The sequence below is a fragment of the Longimicrobiales bacterium genome, from assembly GCA_029245345.1.
Lineage (GTDB): Bacteria > Gemmatimonadota > Gemmatimonadetes > Longimicrobiales > Gaopeijiaceae > CALFPJ01.
The window spans coordinates 96247-117766 of the sequence record JAQWPM010000007.1; the positions used below are offsets into that span (position 1 = coordinate 96247).

At 62.2% G+C, this 21520-nt stretch carries 17 protein-coding genes; 1 reads left to right on the forward strand and 16 read right to left on the reverse strand.

From position 1 onward, the window contains the following. Positions 1-11: 11 nt before the first annotated feature. The 8 genes from P8L30_01745 to alr are packed head-to-tail and all read right to left on the reverse strand — an operon-like array spanning position 12 to position 9273. Positions 12-2234, reverse strand: coding sequence for a DNA internalization-related competence protein ComEC/Rec2 (locus P8L30_01745; protein MDG2238922.1), 2223 nt, complete (start codon positions 2232-2234; stop codon positions 12-14). Positions 2235-2256: 22 nt separating this feature from the next. Beyond that, positions 2257-2580: a hypothetical protein gene (locus P8L30_01750; protein MDG2238923.1), complete on the reverse strand. Its 324-nt coding sequence runs from the start codon at positions 2578-2580 to the stop codon at positions 2257-2259. Then, positions 2577-3968 (reverse strand): tRNA (N6-isopentenyl adenosine(37)-C2)-methylthiotransferase MiaB, encoded by a 1392-nt coding sequence (gene miaB / locus P8L30_01755; GenBank protein ID MDG2238924.1) that lies wholly within the window; start codon positions 3966-3968, stop codon positions 2577-2579. The genes P8L30_01750 and miaB overlap by 4 nt, the downstream gene beginning before the upstream one ends. Beyond that, positions 3965-5278: a MiaB/RimO family radical SAM methylthiotransferase gene (locus P8L30_01760; GenBank protein MDG2238925.1), complete on the reverse strand. Its 1314-nt coding sequence runs from the start codon at positions 5276-5278 to the stop codon at positions 3965-3967. Before P8L30_01760 ends, miaB begins: the two co-directional genes overlap by 4 nt. An 18-nt stretch (positions 5279-5296) precedes the next feature. Then, a complete protein-coding gene (locus P8L30_01765) occupies positions 5297-6463 on the reverse strand; it encodes a hypothetical protein (GenBank protein ID MDG2238926.1) in 1167 nt (388 codons plus the stop codon). Further along, positions 6460-7782, reverse strand: a complete 1323-nt coding sequence (locus tag P8L30_01770; protein MDG2238927.1) for a hypothetical protein — start codon at positions 7780-7782, stop codon at positions 6460-6462. Before P8L30_01770 ends, P8L30_01765 begins: the two co-directional genes overlap by 4 nt. Beyond that, a complete protein-coding gene (locus tag P8L30_01775; protein ID MDG2238928.1) occupies positions 7779-8186 on the reverse strand; it encodes a cytidine deaminase in 408 nt (135 codons plus the stop codon). The genes P8L30_01770 and P8L30_01775 overlap by 4 nt, the downstream gene beginning before the upstream one ends. After that, positions 8179-9273 (reverse strand): alanine racemase, encoded by a 1095-nt coding sequence (gene alr / locus P8L30_01780; protein ID MDG2238929.1) that lies wholly within the window; start codon positions 9271-9273, stop codon positions 8179-8181. Before alr ends, P8L30_01775 begins: the two co-directional genes overlap by 8 nt. 88 nt (positions 9274-9361) lie before the next feature. Here alr and mazG point away from each other — a divergent pair, with 88 nt between their 5' ends. Next, positions 9362-10168, forward strand: coding sequence for a nucleoside triphosphate pyrophosphohydrolase (gene mazG, locus P8L30_01785; GenBank protein ID MDG2238930.1), 807 nt, complete (start codon positions 9362-9364; stop codon positions 10166-10168). Here the strand turns inward: mazG and P8L30_01790 are convergent. From P8L30_01790 to ftsA, 8 genes are all read right to left on the reverse strand, one after another. Continuing rightward, on the reverse strand, positions 10165-11238 hold the full coding sequence (locus P8L30_01790) for a D-2-hydroxyacid dehydrogenase (protein MDG2238931.1): 1074 nt from the start codon (positions 11236-11238) through the stop codon (positions 10165-10167). The two genes, mazG and P8L30_01790, sit on opposite strands and share 4 nt — an antisense overlap. 16 nt (positions 11239-11254) lie before the next feature. Further along, positions 11255-12541 (reverse strand): asparagine--tRNA ligase, encoded by a 1287-nt coding sequence (asnS, locus tag P8L30_01795; protein MDG2238932.1) that lies wholly within the window; start codon positions 12539-12541, stop codon positions 11255-11257. 136 nt (positions 12542-12677) lie between these two features. Next, positions 12678-14759 carry an ATP-dependent DNA helicase RecG gene (gene recG, locus P8L30_01800; protein ID MDG2238933.1) on the reverse strand — a complete coding sequence of 694 codons (2082 nt, stop codon included), beginning with the start codon at positions 14757-14759 and terminating at the stop codon, positions 12678-12680. 7 nt (positions 14760-14766) lie between these two features. Then, on the reverse strand, positions 14767-15690 hold the full coding sequence (ftsY, locus tag P8L30_01805; protein ID MDG2238934.1) for a signal recognition particle-docking protein FtsY: 924 nt from the start codon (positions 15688-15690) through the stop codon (positions 14767-14769). Next, complete coding sequence (locus P8L30_01810) at positions 15687-17588, reverse strand: hypothetical protein (GenBank protein MDG2238935.1); 1902 nt, start codon at positions 17586-17588, stop codon at positions 15687-15689. Before P8L30_01810 ends, ftsY begins: the two co-directional genes overlap by 4 nt. After that, positions 17585-18898: a peptidoglycan DD-metalloendopeptidase family protein gene (locus P8L30_01815; GenBank protein MDG2238936.1), complete on the reverse strand. Its 1314-nt coding sequence runs from the start codon at positions 18896-18898 to the stop codon at positions 17585-17587. Before P8L30_01815 ends, P8L30_01810 begins: the two co-directional genes overlap by 4 nt. 122 nt (positions 18899-19020) lie before the next feature. After that, positions 19021-20226, reverse strand: coding sequence for a cell division protein FtsZ (gene ftsZ / locus P8L30_01820; GenBank protein ID MDG2238937.1), 1206 nt, complete (start codon positions 20224-20226; stop codon positions 19021-19023). A gap of 64 nt (positions 20227-20290) precedes the next feature. Next, positions 20291-21520: a cell division protein FtsA gene (ftsA, locus tag P8L30_01825; GenBank protein MDG2238938.1), complete on the reverse strand. Its 1230-nt coding sequence runs from the start codon at positions 21518-21520 to the stop codon at positions 20291-20293.

A 21520-nucleotide genomic window follows, 5' to 3' on the forward strand; every position in this document is an offset into this window, starting at 1 on the left:
GCGGACTACTGTCAGTCTCGGGCGCCAATAATGGAATAACTCCCGTCCCTTCTGCCGATCACCCTAATGGTTCCGTCGAGGTCCGTTCGGGAGACGAGGGCCCCGACGCGCTCGAGTCGGCCCAAGACCGCAGGCGCCGGATGCCCGAAACGGTTGTTACGCCCCGCAGACACGACGGCCACCTTGGGCCGGGTCCGGGCAAGAAAGAGTGAATCCGAAGAGGTCGTGCTCCCGTGATGGCCCACCTTCAGCACTTCAACCCGGCCGCTAAACCGCGAGGAGATGGAGCGCTCGACCTCCGCTGGAGCGTCCCCGGTCAAAATAGCGTCGAAATCACCCCATGTGAGCCAAAGTACAACGGAAGATGCATTCGCCTCCGTGTCTGCCTCCATCAGGCTGTCCGCGGGCGCCAAGACCTCGAGAGTAATACCGTCGATGCTCCAACTCTGGCCTGCGGCAGCTCTCCGCCAACGGATGCCGCGATCCCGACTGGCTTCAAGGACGTCGATGAAGCCGGCCTTGGGACTGGGTCGCGCGGGATCGACGATCTCTGAGACCGGAAAGGATCCAATCACATCGAGAGCCCCGCCGAAGTGGTCTAGGTCTGGATGGGTGAGCACCAACGCTTCGAGCTTCTGGACTCCGTGCGCTTGGAGTTCCTTCACGACAGGGTGTTGACCGTTTCCGCGTTGAGGAGGTCCTGCGTCGATGAGCAACCACCGCGCGCGGGGCGTTCTGATGGCTACGGCATCACCTTGGCCGACGTCGATGAACACGAGCTGGACCTGACCACGCCCTGTCCACGACAGCAGGACCGGCCACAACAGACCGATCGCGGCCATGTATGCGACAACCCTCAGGCGCCGCGCGCCGAGCCGCAGCCCGCTGTAACGGGCAGCCAACTGCCCAAGTGCCGCCCCCACGGCTAGCGCGTTCACGGTCGATCGAGACACCCAGGTGCTCGCCCAAGAGAGCCGGGCGATCCCCTCCGCTCCTGTGGCCAGCACAGCTAGGAGTAGATCCACACCCCCTGCGATGAAGTCCCCCGCCGGTTCGAACACCATGTCCAAGAAGAGCCCTACCAGTGCCCCGGGAACCGCCAGGCTCACGATAGGGCTCGCCAGGAGCGTCACGGGAATACCGACAACCGAGATCCGCTCGAAGTGCCATGACACGATCGGCAGAGTGGCGAGCGTGGCAGCCGCCCCCGCAGCAAGCGCAGTTGCCACGGGTCTCGGCATCTTCCCTGCGGTGGCGTCACGAAGTGCCTTTGTGAGTAGTGGTGACAAAGCCACCAGACCTCCGGCACCCGCAAATGAAAGCTGAAACCCTGGGCTCCATAATCGGGTTGGATCGAGCACAATGAGAATCAAAAAAGCGCTGCCGAGCGCGCCCCACCGGGCCGGCGGCCTGCCATGTCCGTTGGACACCGCCACCGAAGCCATGATCAGCGCTGCACGACATGCCGCGTCAGGAAAGCCGAGCACCGCCACATAAACCCAGGTGACGACGGCGCTCAAGACAGAGGCCCTACGTCTAGAGAGTCGACCCAGTCGCAAGATGGCCATGACGATTCCGCCAAAGACGCCCACATGGAATCCGGAGATCGCCAAGAGGTGGGCGATGCCGACGCGCGCGAATGCATCACGCACGTCCGGATCGAGTCCTTCACGTCGCGCAAGAATCAACGCAGACACGAGAGGGGCTCGGTCTCCGTACTGTCGGCGCAGACGGTCCACCAATGACGCCCGCCAGCGGACGCCGGCCCACCGGACGGACGCCCACCGGAGCGAGGATGGGTCCTCCGCCAGCTCTACGCGTGCCGCTCGGAACCACGGCCGGAACCGTCCTTCCTGCCAGGCGCCGTCCAGCACAACCCGATGGCCGGCGGGGGCACTTTGCTGGCCGAGCACGACGCGGACCTCACATCTGGAAGCTTCCACCCGAAACGGAGCGGAACCGCCCACTGGGTCCGCGAGGAAGCGTCCGACCAAGGCACTCCGGTCCGTAACGCACTCCGGCTCCCCAGAGACGCGGGACCCGGCAAACAAGCCGGCGAGAAGGAGAGGCAACCACACCCATGACTGGCTGGGCCGCCGTGATAGGTGAATGGGCAAAAAAACGAGCACCGAACCAATCAGCGGCGCGATTGACCAAAGTGCGCCGAACCGAGTCAGTGCGACCCCCGCCCCAAAGGCGAGCGCCGCATTGGCGACCGGCGGCAACGAACCCATTTAGGGTCGAGGCCTCCAGTCCCTAGGTGCTTTCAGCCTCTTCCTTACTCCCGTCGAAGAGTTCCTCCTGATCTTCATCCATGAACAGGTCGCGCTCGCGCCGCATTTCGTCCGCCAAACGTTCTCGAAGCACCCTGCGGACCTTGAGGTCCGAATGGATGCCGGCGGCAAGCATGATGACCATACCCGTCACGAGTCCACCGAAGGCGACAACCGTCAACGGCACGCCGTAGAAGGTCGCAACCCCCAAACGCAGCGTAACGTGCTGCCCGCCATTGAGGGACGCGAAACCCATGGAGAGTCCGAGAACCAACAAAACGCCCACGATCCCGAAGAACCGACTCACACCGTCCCCGCGAGTGCCGGAGCCTTCACTTCCCTACCAGTAAACGTGGCACCGGTGGTCCCTTCCAACGTCACGTCGGCATACTCACCGATGCGTCCGAGGTCTCCGTCGAATACTACGACCTTGTTCCGGCGAGTCCGGCCCAAGATCTGGCCCTCGTCTCGGCCGTGCCGCTCAATCAGGACCCTCTCGGTCCGCCCTACCTCACTGACGTTGATTTCCGCCTGGATCGCGCGGCTGACTTCGATGAGTTCGGCGAGGCGAGCCTGGGCCAGCTCCGGCTCGATGAACTGATCCTCCGGGAATCGCGTAGCCGGCGTACCATCACGAAGCGAGTACTTGTACGTGAAGGCATCATCGAAGCGCACCGTTTTCATCAGTTCGAGTGTATCGCGGAACTCGTCGTCCGACTCGCCCGGGAAGCCAACGATGATATCGGTCGACAAAGCGATATCCGGGATGGCCGCGCGGACCAATTCCACCTTCTCGATCAAGCTCTCCACCGTATACCGCCGGAGCATTCGCTTGAGCGTGCGGTTGTTTCCAGACTGAGCCGGCAGATGGAGTTGCTCGCAAACCGCGATCTCACCTGCCATGACCTCGACCAGCTCCGGCGTCACATCGTTGGGATGCGGCGACGTGAAACGCACTCGCCGGATCCCATCCACGTTGGCCACTTCGGACAGCAGCCTCGGAAACGACCAGTCCCCGTGCTCATACGAGTTCACGGTCTGACCAAGAAGAGTGACCTCCGAAACGCCGCTCTCAGCCAACCCACGCATCTCCGCAAGCACTTCGAGAGGGTCACGGTTCTTCTCAGGCCCGCGCACGTAGGGCACGATGCAAAACGTGCACCGATGGTCGCAGCCGCGCTGAATCGGTACCCAAGCCGTCGGGCCATCGCCTCGACGCTGTTCGAGTCCCTCGTAGTTCTCACCCAAACTCAAGTCGAGAACCGCCAACTGTGGGCCCCGCTTCCGCCGAACCTCCGGTTCGGATTCGGGCTGGGCTGCCCCATCTCCCAGCTTCGAGAGGGCGTCCGCCAGTCCTCGATATCCGTCGGGTCCCATGACGAGGTCAACATAGGGAGCCTTCTCGAGCAAGGTCTGACCCATGCGTTGAGCCATACAGCCCGTGACACCGATGACGAGTTCGGGGCGCTCCTGCTTGAGCCCATTCAGCTGCGAGACTCTTCCCAGTACGCGTCTCTCCGCATGCTCACGGATCGCACACGTGTTGACGAGTACGACGTCAGCTTCCTCGGGGCTGTCCACAATGGTGTAGCCGCCGTCTGCGAGGACGCCTTGCATCAGCTCACCATCGCTGATGTTCATCTGACACCCGTACGTCTCGACGTACGCGCGCTTCGGAGTCTTGGGGTCAGTCATACTGAAATGACGGATGATTCTGTGTGCCATGCAATATACAGATGGTCACCATCGCCTCGAAGCGTGCCCCTGCGAAGCTCCGGTGTAGCGGGCCGAGTGCGGTCCCCATCCTCGACCCCAACTCTGAGATAGTCCCCCGTGAGCGCGGTTCCACCGTTGCCTTCCACAACCACTTCGGCCGTTTGCCCGACGCGGGTCTCGCGATAGGCGCCACCCTTTTGGTGCACGAGACTCCGCAGCTCCTTGCTCCGTTCTCCTGAGACCCGCTGCACGACAGGATTGGGCAACTCGGCAGCCACGGTCCCCGACCTGGGTGAATACGGAAAGACATGCAAGTAGGTGAATGGCAGTTCCTCGATGAGCGATCGAGTGGCCTCATGATCTTCTGCGGTCTCTCCCGGAAAGCCGGTGATCACATCCGCACCGAGGCCCAAAGGCGATATGCGCTCAGCGATCTCGAGCGCACGGACTCGGTACTGCTCCCGCGTATGCCATCGACGCATGCGTTTGAGCACCGGGTCGGCTCCGCTCTGGAGCGGCATGTGGAGATGCGGCGCCACCCGTCCACCAGCGCCGGCCAATAGGTCGATCAAGAGATCATCGACCTCCGTGGCTTCCACACTCCCGAGTCGGAAGCGCACGTCCGGCACCTCATCGAGCAAGAGTCGGAGCAAGCGAGACAGCGACCATGACGGTTCGAGGTCGACGCCGTAGTGGCCGATGTGGATCCCGGTGATCACCAATTCTGGATGCGAGCGTGCCAAGAGCCGCGCCTCTGCGACTACGCCCTCCGGGCTCCTCGAGCGAGACTCTCCGCGCGCGAGTCGGGTCGCACAGAACGAACACTTCCGATCACACCCATCCTGGACTTTCAACCATCCACGAGATGCGTCTCTTCTCGTGCGTAACAGTTCCCCACCGATCGGTTCCGAGTCGATGCGATCGAGTGAGCTCCGCAGCTCGATTTGGACCGGAGTGGCGGGGCTCACCCGACCGGCAACTTCGACGGGATCATGGCCCGCGATCACCGAGGTCACGCCAGGCATCTCACGGTAGACATCGGCTTTGAGCGCCGCGGAGCAGCCAGCGACAACGATCTGCGCACCGGGCCTCTCGCGGTGCAACCGGCGGATGTATCGCCGTGCGTCCGCGTCCGCCTGGTTCGTTACGGTGCAGGTATTGACCACAACGACGTCTGCACCTGACACGTCGCTCGTGGTTCCAGCCCCACGCGCCTCGGCCTCTTGGCGCATGCGCTCAGTATCGTACTGGTTCGCCTTACAACCGAACGTCTGATAGTAGACGGACACTGAGGTTCCCGCTTCGGCCTAGTAGCCCGAGATATTCAGCGAGATCGTCACCCGCCAAAATTTCTCTGTGAGCGACGAATCGGTCCGAGTTCCCCGCTCGAGGGCGAGGTCCGCCGATGCTAGCACGACCCCGCCAGTCTCGTTGAGCGTCAAGCCAAAGCCTGTGGACAGAATCGACTCCGAACCGGCGGACGTCCCGAACGCGAACGGCAAGTCAGTCTTGCGATAGCCTAACCGAAGCGGCGCCGGAGTCCCGAGGAGGCGTGCTCGCGACAGTTCGAGGCCGATGCCCATGCCACCAGTACCACCCACTGCAGCGGCGCCTGCGAGATCGGCCGCAATCCCGGACCAGTCCGCGCGCATCATACTCGCGGCCACCCTCAGGCCCGGTGCTAAGACCGCACTCGCACCAATCCGATACTGGAGCGGCAGGTCGAACTCCTTGTTCGTGCCATCCGAGTCATCGGAGGCGCTTGCCGACAGCCCACCAGACCAAGTAGCACTACCGGAGACACGTGCGATTGCCCCAAGATCCGTAACAAACCCGCCCGTGATCGACGCACCGGAGTAGGACCAGAACCCACCCGTTTGATAGGGAATAATCGAACCGATGTCAGTCACATCGCCAAAATCACGACTCAAGCGGCGAGTCAGCGAACCTGCATACCGACCGACATTGAACCCAACCGCCGCTGACTCGAGAATCTGCTTCGAATAACCGAAGGTCACTTGGGACACGGCACCGTCTTGTTCGAACACGTCCGTAGCCAGGCCAGACTCGCCTTCGAGTTGGTACGACACTTCCCGTTCGCTCTCAAAGCGCTGATCCAGAAAGGAGCTGAACGTTAGGGTGAACATACCGCTGAAAACTGGATATCCGATGCCGATCAGCGGAAACCGGTTTCCTTGGGAAGAGCCGGTCTCACCCGCGTTTCGGTCGAATTCCACCCAAGACGGTTGGGCCACCATGATCGCGCTGGGCGCGACAAGCATCCCAGCCGATGCGGGGTCGCCTGGCTGAAGAGACGCACCCCACAGCCCGACTCCCAATGACCCCAGTGCTCGCGACTTTCCATCGACAGGCTCCGACGGGAGCCCAAGTCCTGCGGCGTTGAAGATCGACTGAGCAGCCAGCGGAGACGCGACGAACAACATCACCGCTGCCAGAATTGCACGCTTCATCATGGGAGCTCCACCGGTCGAGCGACCGTGATCACCAACTTCAGATACGGCGCCAAGCCACTGCCGGGTCCGTAGAACGACGCGAACGAGATCGACACCGGCTCGAACACCGACATTAGTGCGAGACTGATCGGTGGCGTATCACCATCGGCGTCCACACCACGGACGAGGTCCTGCGCGTAGAGCGTGATCGGCACCTCGACCTCCTCGCCTGCGGCGTCACCGAACGCCGTAGGGCTGACCCGTTTCCCCAGCGTCCCCAAGAGCGAGTTGCCCAACGGAGCTTTGGGAAGCGATGCCCTGAGGAGGACCGGCCTCACATCAAGGCCGATCGTGTCCGTCGGTTGAAACGCGGTTTCGGTTGTCCGGCTCGTCAGAACGATGGCCACAAAATTAACTTCCCCGGCGTCGAGGCTGACGGGACAGCCGACCGAGGCGCACAGCTCAGGAGGACCGTGGATCAACTTCGGCATGGCGATATCCAGGATCGTCCTCCATGCCGGAGCTCCACCAATCCGGATGCCGTCGGGCGGAGGATCCGGGATCGGATCGTAGACAAAGCTGATCTCTTTCTGGGGCGTAAACAGGTAGAAGGTCGAATCAGGATTGAGGCTCGGGCGGGTGTTCAACTGAAGGGAGGTGCGTAGCACCTGGAGTCGGACGCCCTCGGAGAGAACCTCGAGGCGAACGCCTCGACCAGTGTCACTCGTGTCCGCCATGCTCGCCACGATGGCCGAATCGATGAGGAACGTGACGGAGTCCCCTTCTGCGGGATCCCAAATGGCGGTGCCCCAATCGAGGACGGGACCGGCACCCGGTTCACTCCAGACTCGGTCGTCGTTGATCGTGTCTACCGCACTCTCCCACGTCACGGTTCCGACGTCCCACTCCTGCTGGAGTCCCCCGAGCGCGAGCGTAACCGGTCCGTCGTTCGTGCTGGCGATCGTGTCGAAGTATGCCACGATTCGGCCGCCGATGAACGTGAGGTTGTTGTCAGGACGCGTGGTCCCTAGCGTGTCCCGGACAGACACCTCAGTCGGATACGCACCATATCGGACTACCGTCCGCGCATTCAGCGTGCCAGCGAAGACGTTCGCGAGCACACCGGTTCCGAGTTCAGCCGGAGCGCCGTAGCCACCGAAGACTGCCAGATTCGAGGCGAACTCCTCCCAAGGGAAGTGGAGTTCCACAGTGATCGGCTCCGGCGGAAGAAGATCCGGGTCCAACGACGTGGGCGTCTCTTCTGCACACGCCACCGCAAACACGACCGTGAGGCTGAAGAACGCGGCAAGGCGCGATCTATCTATAGTTTTTCTGATCAATCCTCTATCCCACCAGGTCGACCCAGGAGCCCATCAAAGGGCTCGGGCAGAAGCTCGTCCAAGGTCCATTCTCTACGTCTACCACCTGCTTCGGATATCACGCGCATGGTCGGAGCGAACTCCGCTAGCACTTGCCGGCAGGCTCCACACGGCCCCACGGGTCCATCCCCATCTGTAACGATCGCTACAGCGACGTAATTACGCACACCCGCCGCCACCGCATTTCCTACCGCGGCACGCTCTGCACATACAGTGAGACCGTACGACCCGTTCTCGACGTTGCACGCCACATAAACGGAACCGTCTTGACCAAGCAATGCAGCCCCAACATGGAACTCCGAATACGGAGCGTAAGCGTTCCCCATCACCGCCCGTGCCTCAGCGACCAGCCGATCGTCATTCACCGTGGTCCACCCAAATACGGGGGAGTCGAGGGGTGAATCCGGTCAGTACTTCGTAACTGATCGAGTTCACGTGCTCTGCCACTTCGTCGACTGTGATTCTCTCGTCTCCGTCCGATCCAATGAATGTCGCCACATCTCCGACGGAGACACCTGCAATACCCGTGATGTTTACCACCGTCACGTCCATGGAGATCCGCCCAATGATCGGCACGCATCGTCCAGCCACCAGCGCATCACCCGTGTTTCCGAGTCCCCTGGGCAACCCGTCGCCGTACCCGATGCTCACCGTAGCCCATTGCTGCCGCGCCTCCGCCGCATAGGTGGCACCGTAACCTACCGTATCCCCGGCCTCGGCAGTGCGGATGTGCACGATCCGAGCACAGACCGACGCAACCGTCTCAGGCTCCGGCTGACCTGCCCCGATGCGACCCCCATAAAGGAAGATCCCGGGCCGCACCGCAGCGCAGGCATACTCCGGCAAGCGCATCGCTCCAGCCGAATTCAATACGTGAATCATGACTCCGTCAGGGACGACCATGGCATTGAGGGTCTCCCTTAGGCGGCCCCACTGGTCACGAACGGTCTCGGGCCCCTCGTCTGCCGAGTGGAGGTGGGTATAACAGCCGGCCCAAACGACGCAGCCGTCTGCTGCCGCCGCGACCAGCGGCGCCCATTCCGAGACCTGTCGCCAGTCAAATCCGGCTCGCCCCATCCCGGTGTCGACTTCCACGTGTACGGCGACCTCACGTCCCGCACGGCACCCCGCTGCCTCTACTGCTGCCAGCCCTTCCGCGTTCGAAACGCTTATCTGAAGCCCGGCCCGTACCGCCGAATCCACAGCCGAAGGCGGCAACGGACTCACGACCACGATTGGCAACTCAACCCCGGACCGACGAAGGGCGACGCCTTCGGCGGCGGTAGCCACGCCGAAACCCCACGGATCAAGCGTTTCGAGCGCTCGTACGGCGCCATCGACGCCCAACCCATAGGCGTCCGCCTTGACCATGGGTATCAGGCGTGCGCCATCCCCGGCCGAGGCTCGCACAGCCTGGGCATTACGGATTAGCGCATCGGCCTGAACTTCCATCCAGGCTCTATCTCGAAGGTGCGTTGACATGGCGGAACAAAGATGCCAGAAACCTTGTGGCTATTGAAGAAGCGAGGCGGAGCGAGGCATGAGCGAACCAGAGACTGACACAGTGGCAGATACCCATCATTTCGCGGGTCCAGGCACGCTGGATCGAGCCTTACGACTCGTGGAGTTCCTTCGCAAGAACTGTCCATGGGACGCCGAACAAACGGCTGAGTCGCTCATCCCGCACCTGCTGGAGGAGACGCATGAAGTCGTCGATGCGATCCGCGAGGGCTCGCCCGACGAACTCGCCGGTGAACTCGGAGACCTTCTCCTCAACCTCGCTTTCCAGATCGTCGTCGCAGAGGAGAAAGGCGACTTGGACTCGAACACCGTTTACGGGCACCTCGAAGAGAAGATGATTCGCCGGCATCCTCACCTCTTCGGCAACGGCGAAAAGCTCAGCTGGGAAGCTCTCAAGGCCGAAGAACGAGGCAGTACGGATGGCGCGCTCAATGGGCTGGCTAAGGGACTCGACCCGCTCACCAAATCCTTTCGCATTCAAGAACGCGTCGCCTCTGTCGGCTTCGACTGGGACGACTTCGAGGGACCCTACGCTAAAGTCAAAGAAGAGCTGCTCGAGGTTCGCGGGGCGATCGAAGCCGATGATGACGCTCTGATCGAGGAAGAGATCGGTGATCTCCTCTTCGCAGTCGTCAACCTGTCACGGCTCGTAGGTCGTCATCCCACCACGGCGCTTGCATCTGCGAATGAGAAGTTCAAGGGTCGCTTCGAGGCACTGGAACGGCTGGCTCGAGAACGCGGGATCGACGTCCCGACCGCGGGGCTTCCCGTGTTGGACGGGCTCTGGGACGAACTGAAGGCACGAGAGGCGAGCCGAACCGACTAGTAGCCTGCGTCCTGGTCGACCACGCAGCGCCACTGCGACGGTTCGGCACCATTCAAATAACACCGCAAATTATGGAGCATGAGGTCCGCCTCCCGCCTCCAGAATCCTCGAGTCACCGCGGACACGTGCGGTGTGACCAGTACGTTCGGTAATCCCCAGAGCGGACTCCCGGCCACCAGCGGCTCCTTCGAAAACACATCGAGCCCAGCCCCTCGGAGATGTCCGCTTTGGAGCGCCCTGCTCAATGCATCTTCGTCCACGACCTTCCCCCGCGCGACGTTGATCAACACAGCTCCCGCCTTCATTCGCGAAAACGCCCCCCCGTCGATCATTCCCCTGGTCTGATCCGTTTCCGGGACCGTCAGCACGACCGCGTCGCTCCGCGAGAGGAGATAGGCCAGGCCAGCTTCTCCATGCACCAACTCCACGTCGGCATCGAGCGCCCCGCCGGCCATGCTCGCTAATTTCTTGTCACTTGGCTTGGGCTCGGTCCGCTTCAGGGCGATGACCTTCGCTCCGAGGCTAGCCACCCGACGAGCGACTCCTTTACCGACACCGCCATAGCCGACGATGCCAACGGTTGAGGCTCCGAGTTCGCTGAGTGGGGCCCCGGCCTCGTAATACGGCTCTGTATTCCACTGCGAGGCACGTTGGTTCTGTACCGCCAAGTGGAGCCCCCTCCCGAAGAAGAGGAGCATCCCCAATACCGTCTCCGCCATCGGATCGGCGTGAATCCCGGCCGAGTTCGTAAAGACGATGTCTCGATCAATCAACGACGGCGTCAGTGAGCTTCCCACGCCGGCCGCTCCTGAATGCACCCACGCGAGCCGGGGCGCGGCATCCACGAGCTGGGCAGGTATCCCGTACCCGAAGTAGACCTCTGCTTCAGCGACAGCGTCCAACACCCTGGGTGCTACTCGTGCCGCTCCGTCCCCCGAACCATCCGTCTCTTCGTCGTTGACGACGAGATCCCACCCGCTCGGTAGTGCGTCTCGAATTTCGTCAGGCACCCAAGCGGGCATCGCCCATATGGGGCGACGGTCCATCATGTCGAGAACAGCGCGGGGCACGGGCTGGCTTCCTACGCTATGGGTACAAACGGTTCGTGAGGCGCGGGAACGGGATCATCTCCCGAATGTGGTGACGACCGGTGATCCATCCGACTGTCCGCTCTAGCCCCAGGCCGAAGCCTGAATGAGGGAACGAGCCGAACCGCCGAAGGTCGAGGTACCACTTATACGCTTCCTCAGGCAGCCCTTCCTCATGAATGCGGGCCGTGAGTCGATCCAGATCGTCCTCGCGTTGCGACCCACCAATGATCTCTCCGTATCCCTCGGGAGCGAGCAGATCGTCGCACAGAACCGTGCGGGGGTCGTCCGGGTTCTCCTTCATGTAGAAGGCCTTCGCCGACTTCGGGTAGTTGTACACGAAGACGGGCAGGTCATAGTCCTCCATGATCGTGGCCTCATCCCCCGCTCCGAGGTCCGCACCCCATTCGATGTCCGAGCCCTTGGCCTTGAGAATCTCCACGGCCTCCGTGTAGCTCACACGCGGGAAGGACGGCTTGATGTGTTCGAGCTTGCTCGTGTCCCGCTCCAGCACCTTGAGTTCTTCCGAACAGTTCTCAAGCGCGCGTTCGACCAGGTAGGAGATGAAGTCCTCCTGGAGGCGCATGTTGTCGTCCGAATCGTTGAACGCGACTTCGGGCTCGATCATCCAGAACTCGGTGAGGTGCCGACGCGTCTTGGACTTCTCCGCACGGAATGTGGGCCCGAAGCAGTAAACCTTCTGGAACGCCGGGCAAGCAGCCTCGACGTAGAGCTGGCCGGTCTGTGCGAGGTAGGCGTTCTCTCCGAAGTAGTCCGTCTCGAAGAGCGATCCTGCGTGTTCACCGATGGCACCGGTGAGGATCGGGGTGTCGATTCGGACGAAGTCGTTCTTGTAAAAGTAGTCGTGTACCGCCTGCGAGATCTCCGATCGAACCTTGAGGCCCGCACGTTGCATGGAAGATCGAAGCCACAGGTGCCGGTTGTCGAGCAAAAAATCGACGCCGTGTTCCTTAGGCTGGATCGGGTACTCATCCGACGGCGAGATCAACTCGATAGAGGAGATGCCTAGCTCGTACCCTCCCGGAGCGCGCGCATCTTCCTTGACCTCCCCCGTAAGGGCGACGACACACTCTTGGGTAAGAGAGCCGTATAACTCCCACTCGGACTCGTTCACCACACTCTTCACGACCACACCCTGAAGTGTCCCCGTACCGTCTCTAAGGACGATGAACGCCACTTTTCCGTGCCCCCGGGTCGCCTCGACCCAGCCTCGTACCGTGACACTTTCCCCGACGTGAGCGCCGAGCCGCTTGATATCGACCATGGATTCGTTCGAACTCATCTGATTGGGCCGGAGGACTTCCGGCGCGGACCATCGCCCGAGAAGAAAACACCCGATGGCGTCAGGCGTCTAGATGTAGGCACAAGCTTGGCCTCCGGAGGCATGTACGTGCGGCCGCCTAGCCGACGCCAAACATCTCGATGCGATCTCGGTACCGGGCCTCGACCAGCGACCTGAGCTTGGCATGATCAGGGTTCGACAAGTCCGCATCCGACTCGATAAGCGCACGGGCATCGCGTTGTGCGTGAACCAGGAGCTCTTCGTCCGTGAGTAGGTCCGCGAAGAGGAGTACCGGGTCCCGGCCGTGCTGTTGGGCTCCGAAGAGGTCACCCTGGCCCCGAATGCGGAGATCCGCCCGCGCCACTTCAAAACCGTCACTCGTGTCCCGGAAGATCTTGAGCCGCTCCATGGAGCCTTCACCCGGTTCCGCGATCAAAATGCAGTGGCTCTCATCGGCACCGCGACCGACACGTCCGCGCAGCTGATGGAGTTGGGAAAGGCCGAACCGCTCAGCGTGTTCGATCACCATTACCGTGGCGTTCCCCACGTCGATGCCAACCTCGATCACCGTCGTGGATACAAGGAGGTCCAACTCACCTGCCAAAAACGCACGCATGACGCGGTCCTTTTCGGCAGACTTCAGCTGGCCGTGAAGGAGCCCCAGGCGCCGCCCGGGGAACACCTCGGTGCTGAGGCGTTCGAACTCTTCCGTCGCGGAGAGGAGATCCACTTTCTCGGACTCCGTCACCAGCGGGTAAACGATGTAGGCCTGACGGCCCTCTGCCAATTGAGCGTCGATGAAGGAGTACACGCCGTCTCGGCGATCCGGCATCCGGAGTGCGGTCTTCACGGGCAGCCTTCCCGGGGGCAACTCGTCCAAGACACTCAAATCGACGTCACCATAGAGAGCCATTGCGAGCGAACGAGGGATCGGCGTCGCCGACATGACCAACGTGTCCGGGCGCGGCCCTTCTTGTTCACTAAGCGCCATGCGCTGCCGAACGCCGAACCGATGCTGTTCGTCAACGACAACGAGGCCGAGGTTCTTGAACGACACGCTGTCTTGAATCAAAGCGTGCGTCCCGATGACGATAGACGCTCCAGCCTGAATCGCCTCTATGGCACTCCTCCGCTTTGCCCCCGATAGACTGCCCGCCAGAAGCACTGTCTCGAGCCCGAGCGGCGCCAACATCTCTCCGAGTTTTCTGGCATGCTGCTCGGCAAGGATCTCCGTGGGTGCCATGAGCGCCGCCTGGAATCCTCCCTCCACCGCGAGCAGCATCGCGAAGAGCGCCACCACTGTCTTTCCAGAACCGACGTCACCCTGGAGCAGTCGGCTCATGCGGCGGGGCGAACACATGTCGTCCGTGATCTCACGGAGAACCGCAGCCTGGGCTTCTGTGAGGGCAAAGGGCAGCGTGTCGTGCAGGGGGCGAATGAGAATGTTCGTACGGACGTGGGTAATGCCCGGAGATTCCTCCGCAGCCTTCCGCCGCGCCTGTGCCTGAACGATTTGGAGCATGAACAACTCATCGTAGGCGAGTCTGCGCCGCCCCGCCTCAGCATCGCTCAGTCGGGTCGGCCGGTGGAGCGCGGTAAGCGCCTCTTCGAGGCTTAGATAGCCCGAGGCGGCCCGTTCCGCCGGGTCCATATATTCGTCCTCGTCAGCAAACCCCAAGAGCTCATCGAGATTGGCCTCGAAGATGCGGCGGAGAACCCACTGTGGAACCTCTTCGCTGGCAGGGTAACTGGCGAAGATCTTCCCCTCGTCCGAGGGGTCCTCCCCCGCCCGAGCCAGGAGCGTGTATTCACGCGGCTGCAGCTGCTTTCCGTGAAAAAACCGCACGGGGCCACTGACAAGGAGTACGTCCCCTTCCTTGATCTTGCGCTCTAACCACGGCTGACCGGGCCACGCAATCGTGAGCATGCCGGAAGCATCCTCGAGCACGACCTGGAAGATACGGAGCCCTTTTCGCGTGGGAATCACACCTTTGGAGCGCACGCGCCCCACAGCCGTGGCATCGGCGCCCACCTCGAGCTGTCCGATCGGTGTGACCGTCGAAGCGTCGTCGTAGCGCCTCGGCACGTGGTACAAGAGATCTCGGGCCGTCCCGATGCCCATCCGGGCCAGCGCATCCGTACGCTTGGGCCCTACGCCCTTCAAGAACTGGGCAGGCCGATCGAGCTGTGAGTAACTCACGCCCGGGTCATGTGCCGAAAACTCCCTCCACGAAGGCATCCGGATCGAAGCTGTGCAGATCCTCCAACGCTTCTCCGGTCCCCACGAGCTTGACCGGTACTCCGAACTCCTGCTTCAGAGCGACCACGATCCCTCCGCGAGCGGACGAATCCATCTTCGCAAGCACGATCCCACTCACATCCACGCATTTTCTGAACGCCTCGAGCTGCCGCACCGCGTTTTGCCCAACGGTCGCGTCGAGCACCATGAGTGTCTCGTGCGGCGCACCTTCGATCCGACGGCGCACGACGCGGTCGATCTTCTCGAGCTCCTTCATCAACCCCTGATTCGTGTGGAGCCGGCCCGCCGTGTCGATCAAGAGAACGTCCGTTCCGCGAGCTTCGGCCGCTTCCAGGGCATCGTAAACAACTGCCGCGGGGTCGCCACCGTGCTGACCCCTCAGGAAGTCTGCTCCAATGCGCTCAGCCCACATAGCCAATTGTTCGACGGCACCGGCGCGGAAGGTATCCGCTGCAGCAACCATGACCGAGCGGCCGTCTCGCACCAGATGGTTGGCCAGCTTGGCCACCGAGGTCGTCTTGCCGACTCCGTTCACCCCGACCATGAGGTAGACCGTAGGGCCGCTCTCCGCCGCTCTTAGGTGGGCGTCTTCACCGCCGTCCACAATGGCCGCGATCTCTTCGCGAAGCGTGGCGTTCACGCCCGAGGAGCCACGTGCCTTCCCTCGACGGAGGGCTTCTTCCGCGCGGTCGACGAGCCGCAGCGTCGCCGGAACACCAAAATCGGCCGCAATGAGCCGCTCTTCCAAACTCTCAAGGGAGTCGTTGTCGATTCCACCCGCTGCCACCCGCACATCTGTGAGGGCTAAATCCACGACGCGCTTCCAGATGCCCTTCTTGCGCTCGAGCTTCTTCTTAAAGAGCCGGGTCACCTCAGCCCACTCCGTCGCCTAAAGACCCATTCTCCGCACAGGAGCATCAGGATCAGCAGATACGGCCAGGCGAACGTCCGCAACGGACGGCCCACATCACCAGGTGCCGCAGAAGCGGCCATGACTGCAACAGAATCGAAGGTCGCAGGAGGAGGCACCAGTTCCGCCGTAGCAGCCGACACGTCGAAACGCCCCTGGCTGACTACGTCTCCGGCGCTGTCATCCACCCGGTAGGAGTACTCGCCCGGCGGAAACTCACCAAACACGGTCATTCCGCCCGTAAGGACGGTGTCCACACGCGCCTCCGGCACGACCACCCGGTACGCGACGGTATCCCCTGGAACGCTGAAGCGGACCGCGTCTCCTCTGTTGAAGACCCAGGCTGTCGGACGCGGTTCCGGCGGCGCGACGTCGTCATCTTCCAGAAGCCAGCCCGCGACACCAGACCAAAGGCGCCGATAGGCATCATGTCCATCACCCTCACGCATGGCCCACCGCCAAAAGCCCGACGCGAGCATCACAACGCGGCGGCCGTCCACTCGGTCCATCAAATGGAGGGCAGCTTCCGGAGCACCTGTCCCGCGAAACTGCAACTCCAAAGGTGCACTGATACGCGAGCGAACGTCTGGGACTATTACGTCGCTCAGGGGGGGCAGCCCCAAGAGCGAAGCTCCCGCCAACTCACCGGACAGCGGCGACGAGGGTACATCTCCTGACGCGTACCACTCGCCCGACCTTGGTGCAGCAGCACTTACGCCTACGAGTTCAGCTGCGATGGCGTCGTTCGGAATAATCACGGTGCGCCCCGGACGCTGCGCCAGCGAAGTCACCCAAGGGTCCTCCGAGCCTCCGAGCCCGTGCACGACCACCAACTCAGCGTCGCGAACGGCCTGTGCAACTACAGACGAGTCTACGGGCGCGGCGCGCTCCAACGCTCGGCCGAGCGGCAAGAAGCGATCGGGACCCACGCGGAGATAACCAAGCGTAGGAAGACCCGTGACATCCTCCAGCACCGGCAACAAAAACCGTGGCTCCCAGTTGGGCGAGAGCGAGACCAGGACGAGGGCGTCCTCTTCGTATCCAACAGATGCGTATGCGATCGCTTCGTCATCGGATTGGAAGTCGTCCGTGCTGGCGCTCACACGCGCACTGTAGCGAACGCGCCCTCCTTCTCCCGGCACTGTGATCCCAACCGGGACCGTTCGGCGAAGCCCTGGGGCCGGCAAGATCACGCGCTCCGATCCGACCTGCGCTCCGTTGGCGAAGACATCAACCGTCACGCTGTCGTTTCCGTGGCCGTGCACCTCGACGTCGGCCACAACCTCTTCCCCGGGACGCGGCGCATCCGGGACGTCGAAGGAGGATACGCCGACATTGGAGATCGCGTCGCCCATGGCTTCGAACTCTACCTGCAGCGGCAGGGATTCTAGGGCCGCGCGTACGCTCGGCACGTCCTCGATCCTCAGATCGGATAGCACGATCACATCCCGGGCTCCCGATTCGGCCGCACGTTCGAGCACCGGCGCCAAGCGCGTCTCGGAACCCGACGGGCCGGCTCCGGTCGGGTCCGCGGCACCGCCAAGTGAAACGAGCGTCCATCCATCGTCTACCAGCTGCTGCGCTCTGACCTGAGCCAGGTCCCACGGGGTTCGGCCCTGTGGGCCGGCAGACATGCTCAGCGAGGCATCCAGCACGACCCAATGGGGGGAAAGCCCGGGCTGATTCGTGCCGGGAAGACGGGGGTCAAAAAGCAGGGCAAGAATGAGGACCAATACTGAGGCACGCACAGTCGCCATCCACCGGCTGCCGCGAACGGGGAGCTCGGCCCGGCTATAGACCCAAAAGGCGTAGCCCGCCACGACAACCGCGAGCGCGAGGAAAGAGAGAACCTGAATCACTGTCGGAACGGCGATGCTCCCCCGTGGTCGTCATCCGAGGGATCCTCGGAGTCGGCCGACGCTGTACGGACCGGCCCCGCTCCCGGAATCGACTCGAGAAGGGCCACCCGCGTCGCCATATGGCCAAGCCAGAGCACTCTGTCTTCAGACGGCACCGGATCCCCCGCGGGTAGATCCACCGACAAGGGGTCCATCTGCTGTCCGCCGCGAAGCATCTCGTAGTGGAGATGATTCCCGGTCGCACTGCCTGTCATACCTACGTACCCGATGATATCCGTCTGGTGGACCCGTGTACCGAGGCTCACTCCAGATCGGAAATTACTCAGATGTGCGTATCGGGTGATAAACCCATTGGGATGACGGATCTCAACCGTGTTTCCGAAGGAGCCCTTGGGTCCCCGGTGCACAACGACGCCGTCAGAAGTGGCCATAATCGGCGTACCCGCGTCGGCGGCGTAGTCGATCCCGCGATGGGCCCGCCAAGTCTTCAGAATCGGGTGCAACCGCGAGCTGCTGAAACGACCCGAGATACGACGGTACGAGAGCGGCTTCAACAGAAAGGCACGTCGCACCGAGTTACCCTCGAGATCGAAGTACGACCCGTCTCCGTCTCCGTTGGGGTCGAACCACACCGCGTAGTAGGGTTCACCACTGTTCACCAGTTCAGCCGACAGCAGGCGCCCCGCCCGCATGGACCCGTCCGGCCGCACCTCTCGCTCAAACGCGAATCGGTATGTGTCGCCGACCCTGATCTGACTCGAGAAGTCGATCTGCCACTGGAAGACACGGTCCAAATGGTCGATGAGCCGATTCCTGTCACCCGCAGGCATACTGGCCAGCGCCGGATTACCAACAACGGCGGTCCACAAGACGGTCTCGATCGAGCCCGACGCGAACACTGTATCTACATACACGGGTGTGGTGATGAGACCTGACGACCAGCCAACCTCGTCTCGGGTCAGGCGTACCGACTCATCTCGGTTGATCTGGACGTCAACGCCTCTCAGCCACTCGTCCTCAGGACGGTATCGGAGTGTGATCTCCGTCCCAGGGCGCATGCGTCTAGGGCTCGCATGCTCCCGGAAGGCCAGAAGGAGCGACGCTTGTTCGTTGTAAGAGACAGCGCCGTCCAGCAGTTGTCCGATGGTTTGGCCACGGCCCAACGCCAAGATCCTGATGTCCTCGGCAGGCTCGGCATAAACCGGATCGATCATGCCCACATCAGGGGCACTATCTACCGTACACGACGACGTGACCACGGCGATCGCCGCGATCACGAGACGCTTCAATGTCGCGTGACGGATGCTCACTGAATCAGTTATCCCCTGCTCTGCGCTTCCGACTTCATCAAATAAAGACGCTACAACCGCCCGGCGGACGTCTCCGCCGGGCGGTCCATCGCCTCAGAACATAACCGGGCTAGGGAATCCGGTCAGTCCATTTGGCGACGGATGAACGTCGGAATGTCCAGCTCAACGAGCTGATCGCGAGACACGGTCCGCTCTGGAAATCTGCTCAGCGGAAGAACTTCCTCATCACGACCGCCACCCACTGCAACCCGCTTCTGCTCCTGGAACTGCGGCATTTCGAGCACCGGATTCTGAACCGGAGCGGCGGCTGCCTGTGACTGCGGACGAGTACCCCGGAAGTTGCCCGGAATGATCTTCTCGTCTACCGCAGAATCGAAGCCCGTGGCAATCACCGTCACGCGGATCTTGCCTTCGAGTTCCGGGTCGTGCACAGCGCCAAAGATGATCTCGGCCTCGTCACCCGCTTCTTCCTGGATAATGGAGGAAATCAGCGTGACCTCGTCAATCGCGAGATCCAGGCCTCCAGTGATGTTGATGAGAACTCCTCGTGCCCCCGTAATCGACACGTCGTCGAGTAGCGGCGAGGATATGGCTTCCTGAGCGGCCTCTTGGGCGCGGTTGTCGCCCTCACCGAAGCCAGAACCCATGAGCGCTGGGCCTCTGGACGACATGATCGTGCGCACGTCAGCGAAGTCGACGTTGATCTCACCGGTCACGCGGATCAGGTCACTGATGCCCTGCGTTGCGTTCAACAGGACTTCATCCGCCTTCTTGAGCGCATTGCGGAACGAGGTGCCCTTGGGGACGACGGCCATGAGACGATCGTTCGGAACGACGATCATGGTGTCGACGCAGCGGCGGAGCTCGGCTAAGCCTTGGTTCGCCTGGCGCTCACGCTTCCGGCCCTCGAACGAAAACGGCTTCGTCACGACTCCGATCGTGAGCGCTCCCATGTCCCGCGCGATCTCCGCGACCATCGGAGCGGCACCGGTTCCCGTACCACCACCCATTCCGGCGGTCACGAACACGAGGTCCGCGCCATCCAGCGCTCGACGCACGTCCTCTTCACTCTCGGCGAGCGCCTGCCGACCGACTTCCGGCCGCGCACCTGCACCCAAACCACGGGTGAGCTTCTTCCCGATTTGCAGAGTTACCTGCGCACGTGAGGCTTTGAGCGCCTGGCCGTCAGTGTTCATGGAAATGAACTCGACGCCCTCCAGGTCCTCGTCGATCATGCGGTTTACGGCATTCCCGCCTGCGCCGCCGACCCCGATCACCTTCATCTTGGCGTTCTGGCTCGGTGTGTCCTCAAACTCGAAGATCATCATGTCTCCTCCCTAGCGGAGTGTTGGAATAAAAAAGCGTGACGGGTGCCGGCCCTAGCGGCACCCACTAGAAAAACTCCTTGAGCCAAGTGCCGAGCTTGGTGAACATCCCCGACGTAACAGTCGAGGCACCACGGCCGGTTTCGGCAAATCGGTCAGCTCCCCAGAGTGCGAGCCCAGCCGCAACCGAGAAGCGCGGACGCGCGACGGAGTCGGCGAGTCCTGCAAGCCCCTCACCCGGCACGCCGAGGCGTACCGGAGAGGCAAAAATCTGTTGGGCCAACTCCATGATGCCTGGCATGGCGACTGTGCCACCCGTGAGCACCACTCCGGCCCCCAGCTTGTCGAGTAGGTCGTTGTCCTGGAGTTCGCCTTGGACGAGCCCGAACATTTCGTCCAGCCTCTGCTCGACGATGTGTGCGATGAGCTCGCGGGCCACGGCCCGCATCTGTCCCGGTGAAGGTCCGGGCATTTCGACGGTCTCCCGAGGATCGACCAACTGAGCGAACGCAGTCCCATAGTGCTCTTTGGCCTTCTGTGCCTCTGCATACGGGACTGAGAGTCCGCGGACCAAGTCTTGCGTCAACGTGTTCCCACCGAAGGGCAGAATCGCGACGTGCTGGACCTTGCCTTCATAGTAAGCCGCAACGTCAGTGGTCGAAGCACCGATCTCGACCATGGCGACGCCGACTTCTTTTTCGTCTTCTGTTAGAACCGCTCTGGCACCTGCGAGAGGCTCCAGTACTAGCTCCTGAACGCGGTACCCTGCCCGATTCACAGCTTTGCGGATGTTGGCGGACGCGGTAATCGCCGCCGTCACGAGGAAGACCTCGGCCTCGAGCCGCACCCCTGCCATACCGAGTGGGTCCTTGATACCTCGCTGGTGGTCTACCAGGTACTCCTGAGGGATCGCGTGTAACATTTCGCGGTCGGGCGGGAGCGCTACCGCCCGGGCCACGATGTGGCAGCGCTTCACATCGTCCAGCGTGACGTCTTCTTCGGGCACGGCCACGACACCCATGGAGTTCGTGGCTCGAATGTGGTCCCCACCAATACCGGCATAAACACGATCTACCGAAGCACCGGCCATCAGTTCGGCTTCCTGGATGCACTTCCGCACCGACTCGGTCATCTCTTCGATGTTCGTGACCCTGTCGCCGCGGAGACCGCCTGTACGGGCTTGGCCGACCCCGAGGATGGTCAGACCGGGCCGACGAGGATCGCCAACGATCTCGCCGATGACCGCACACGTCTTGGTCGTCCCGATGTCGAGGCCACAAATGAGGTTTGAGCGCAT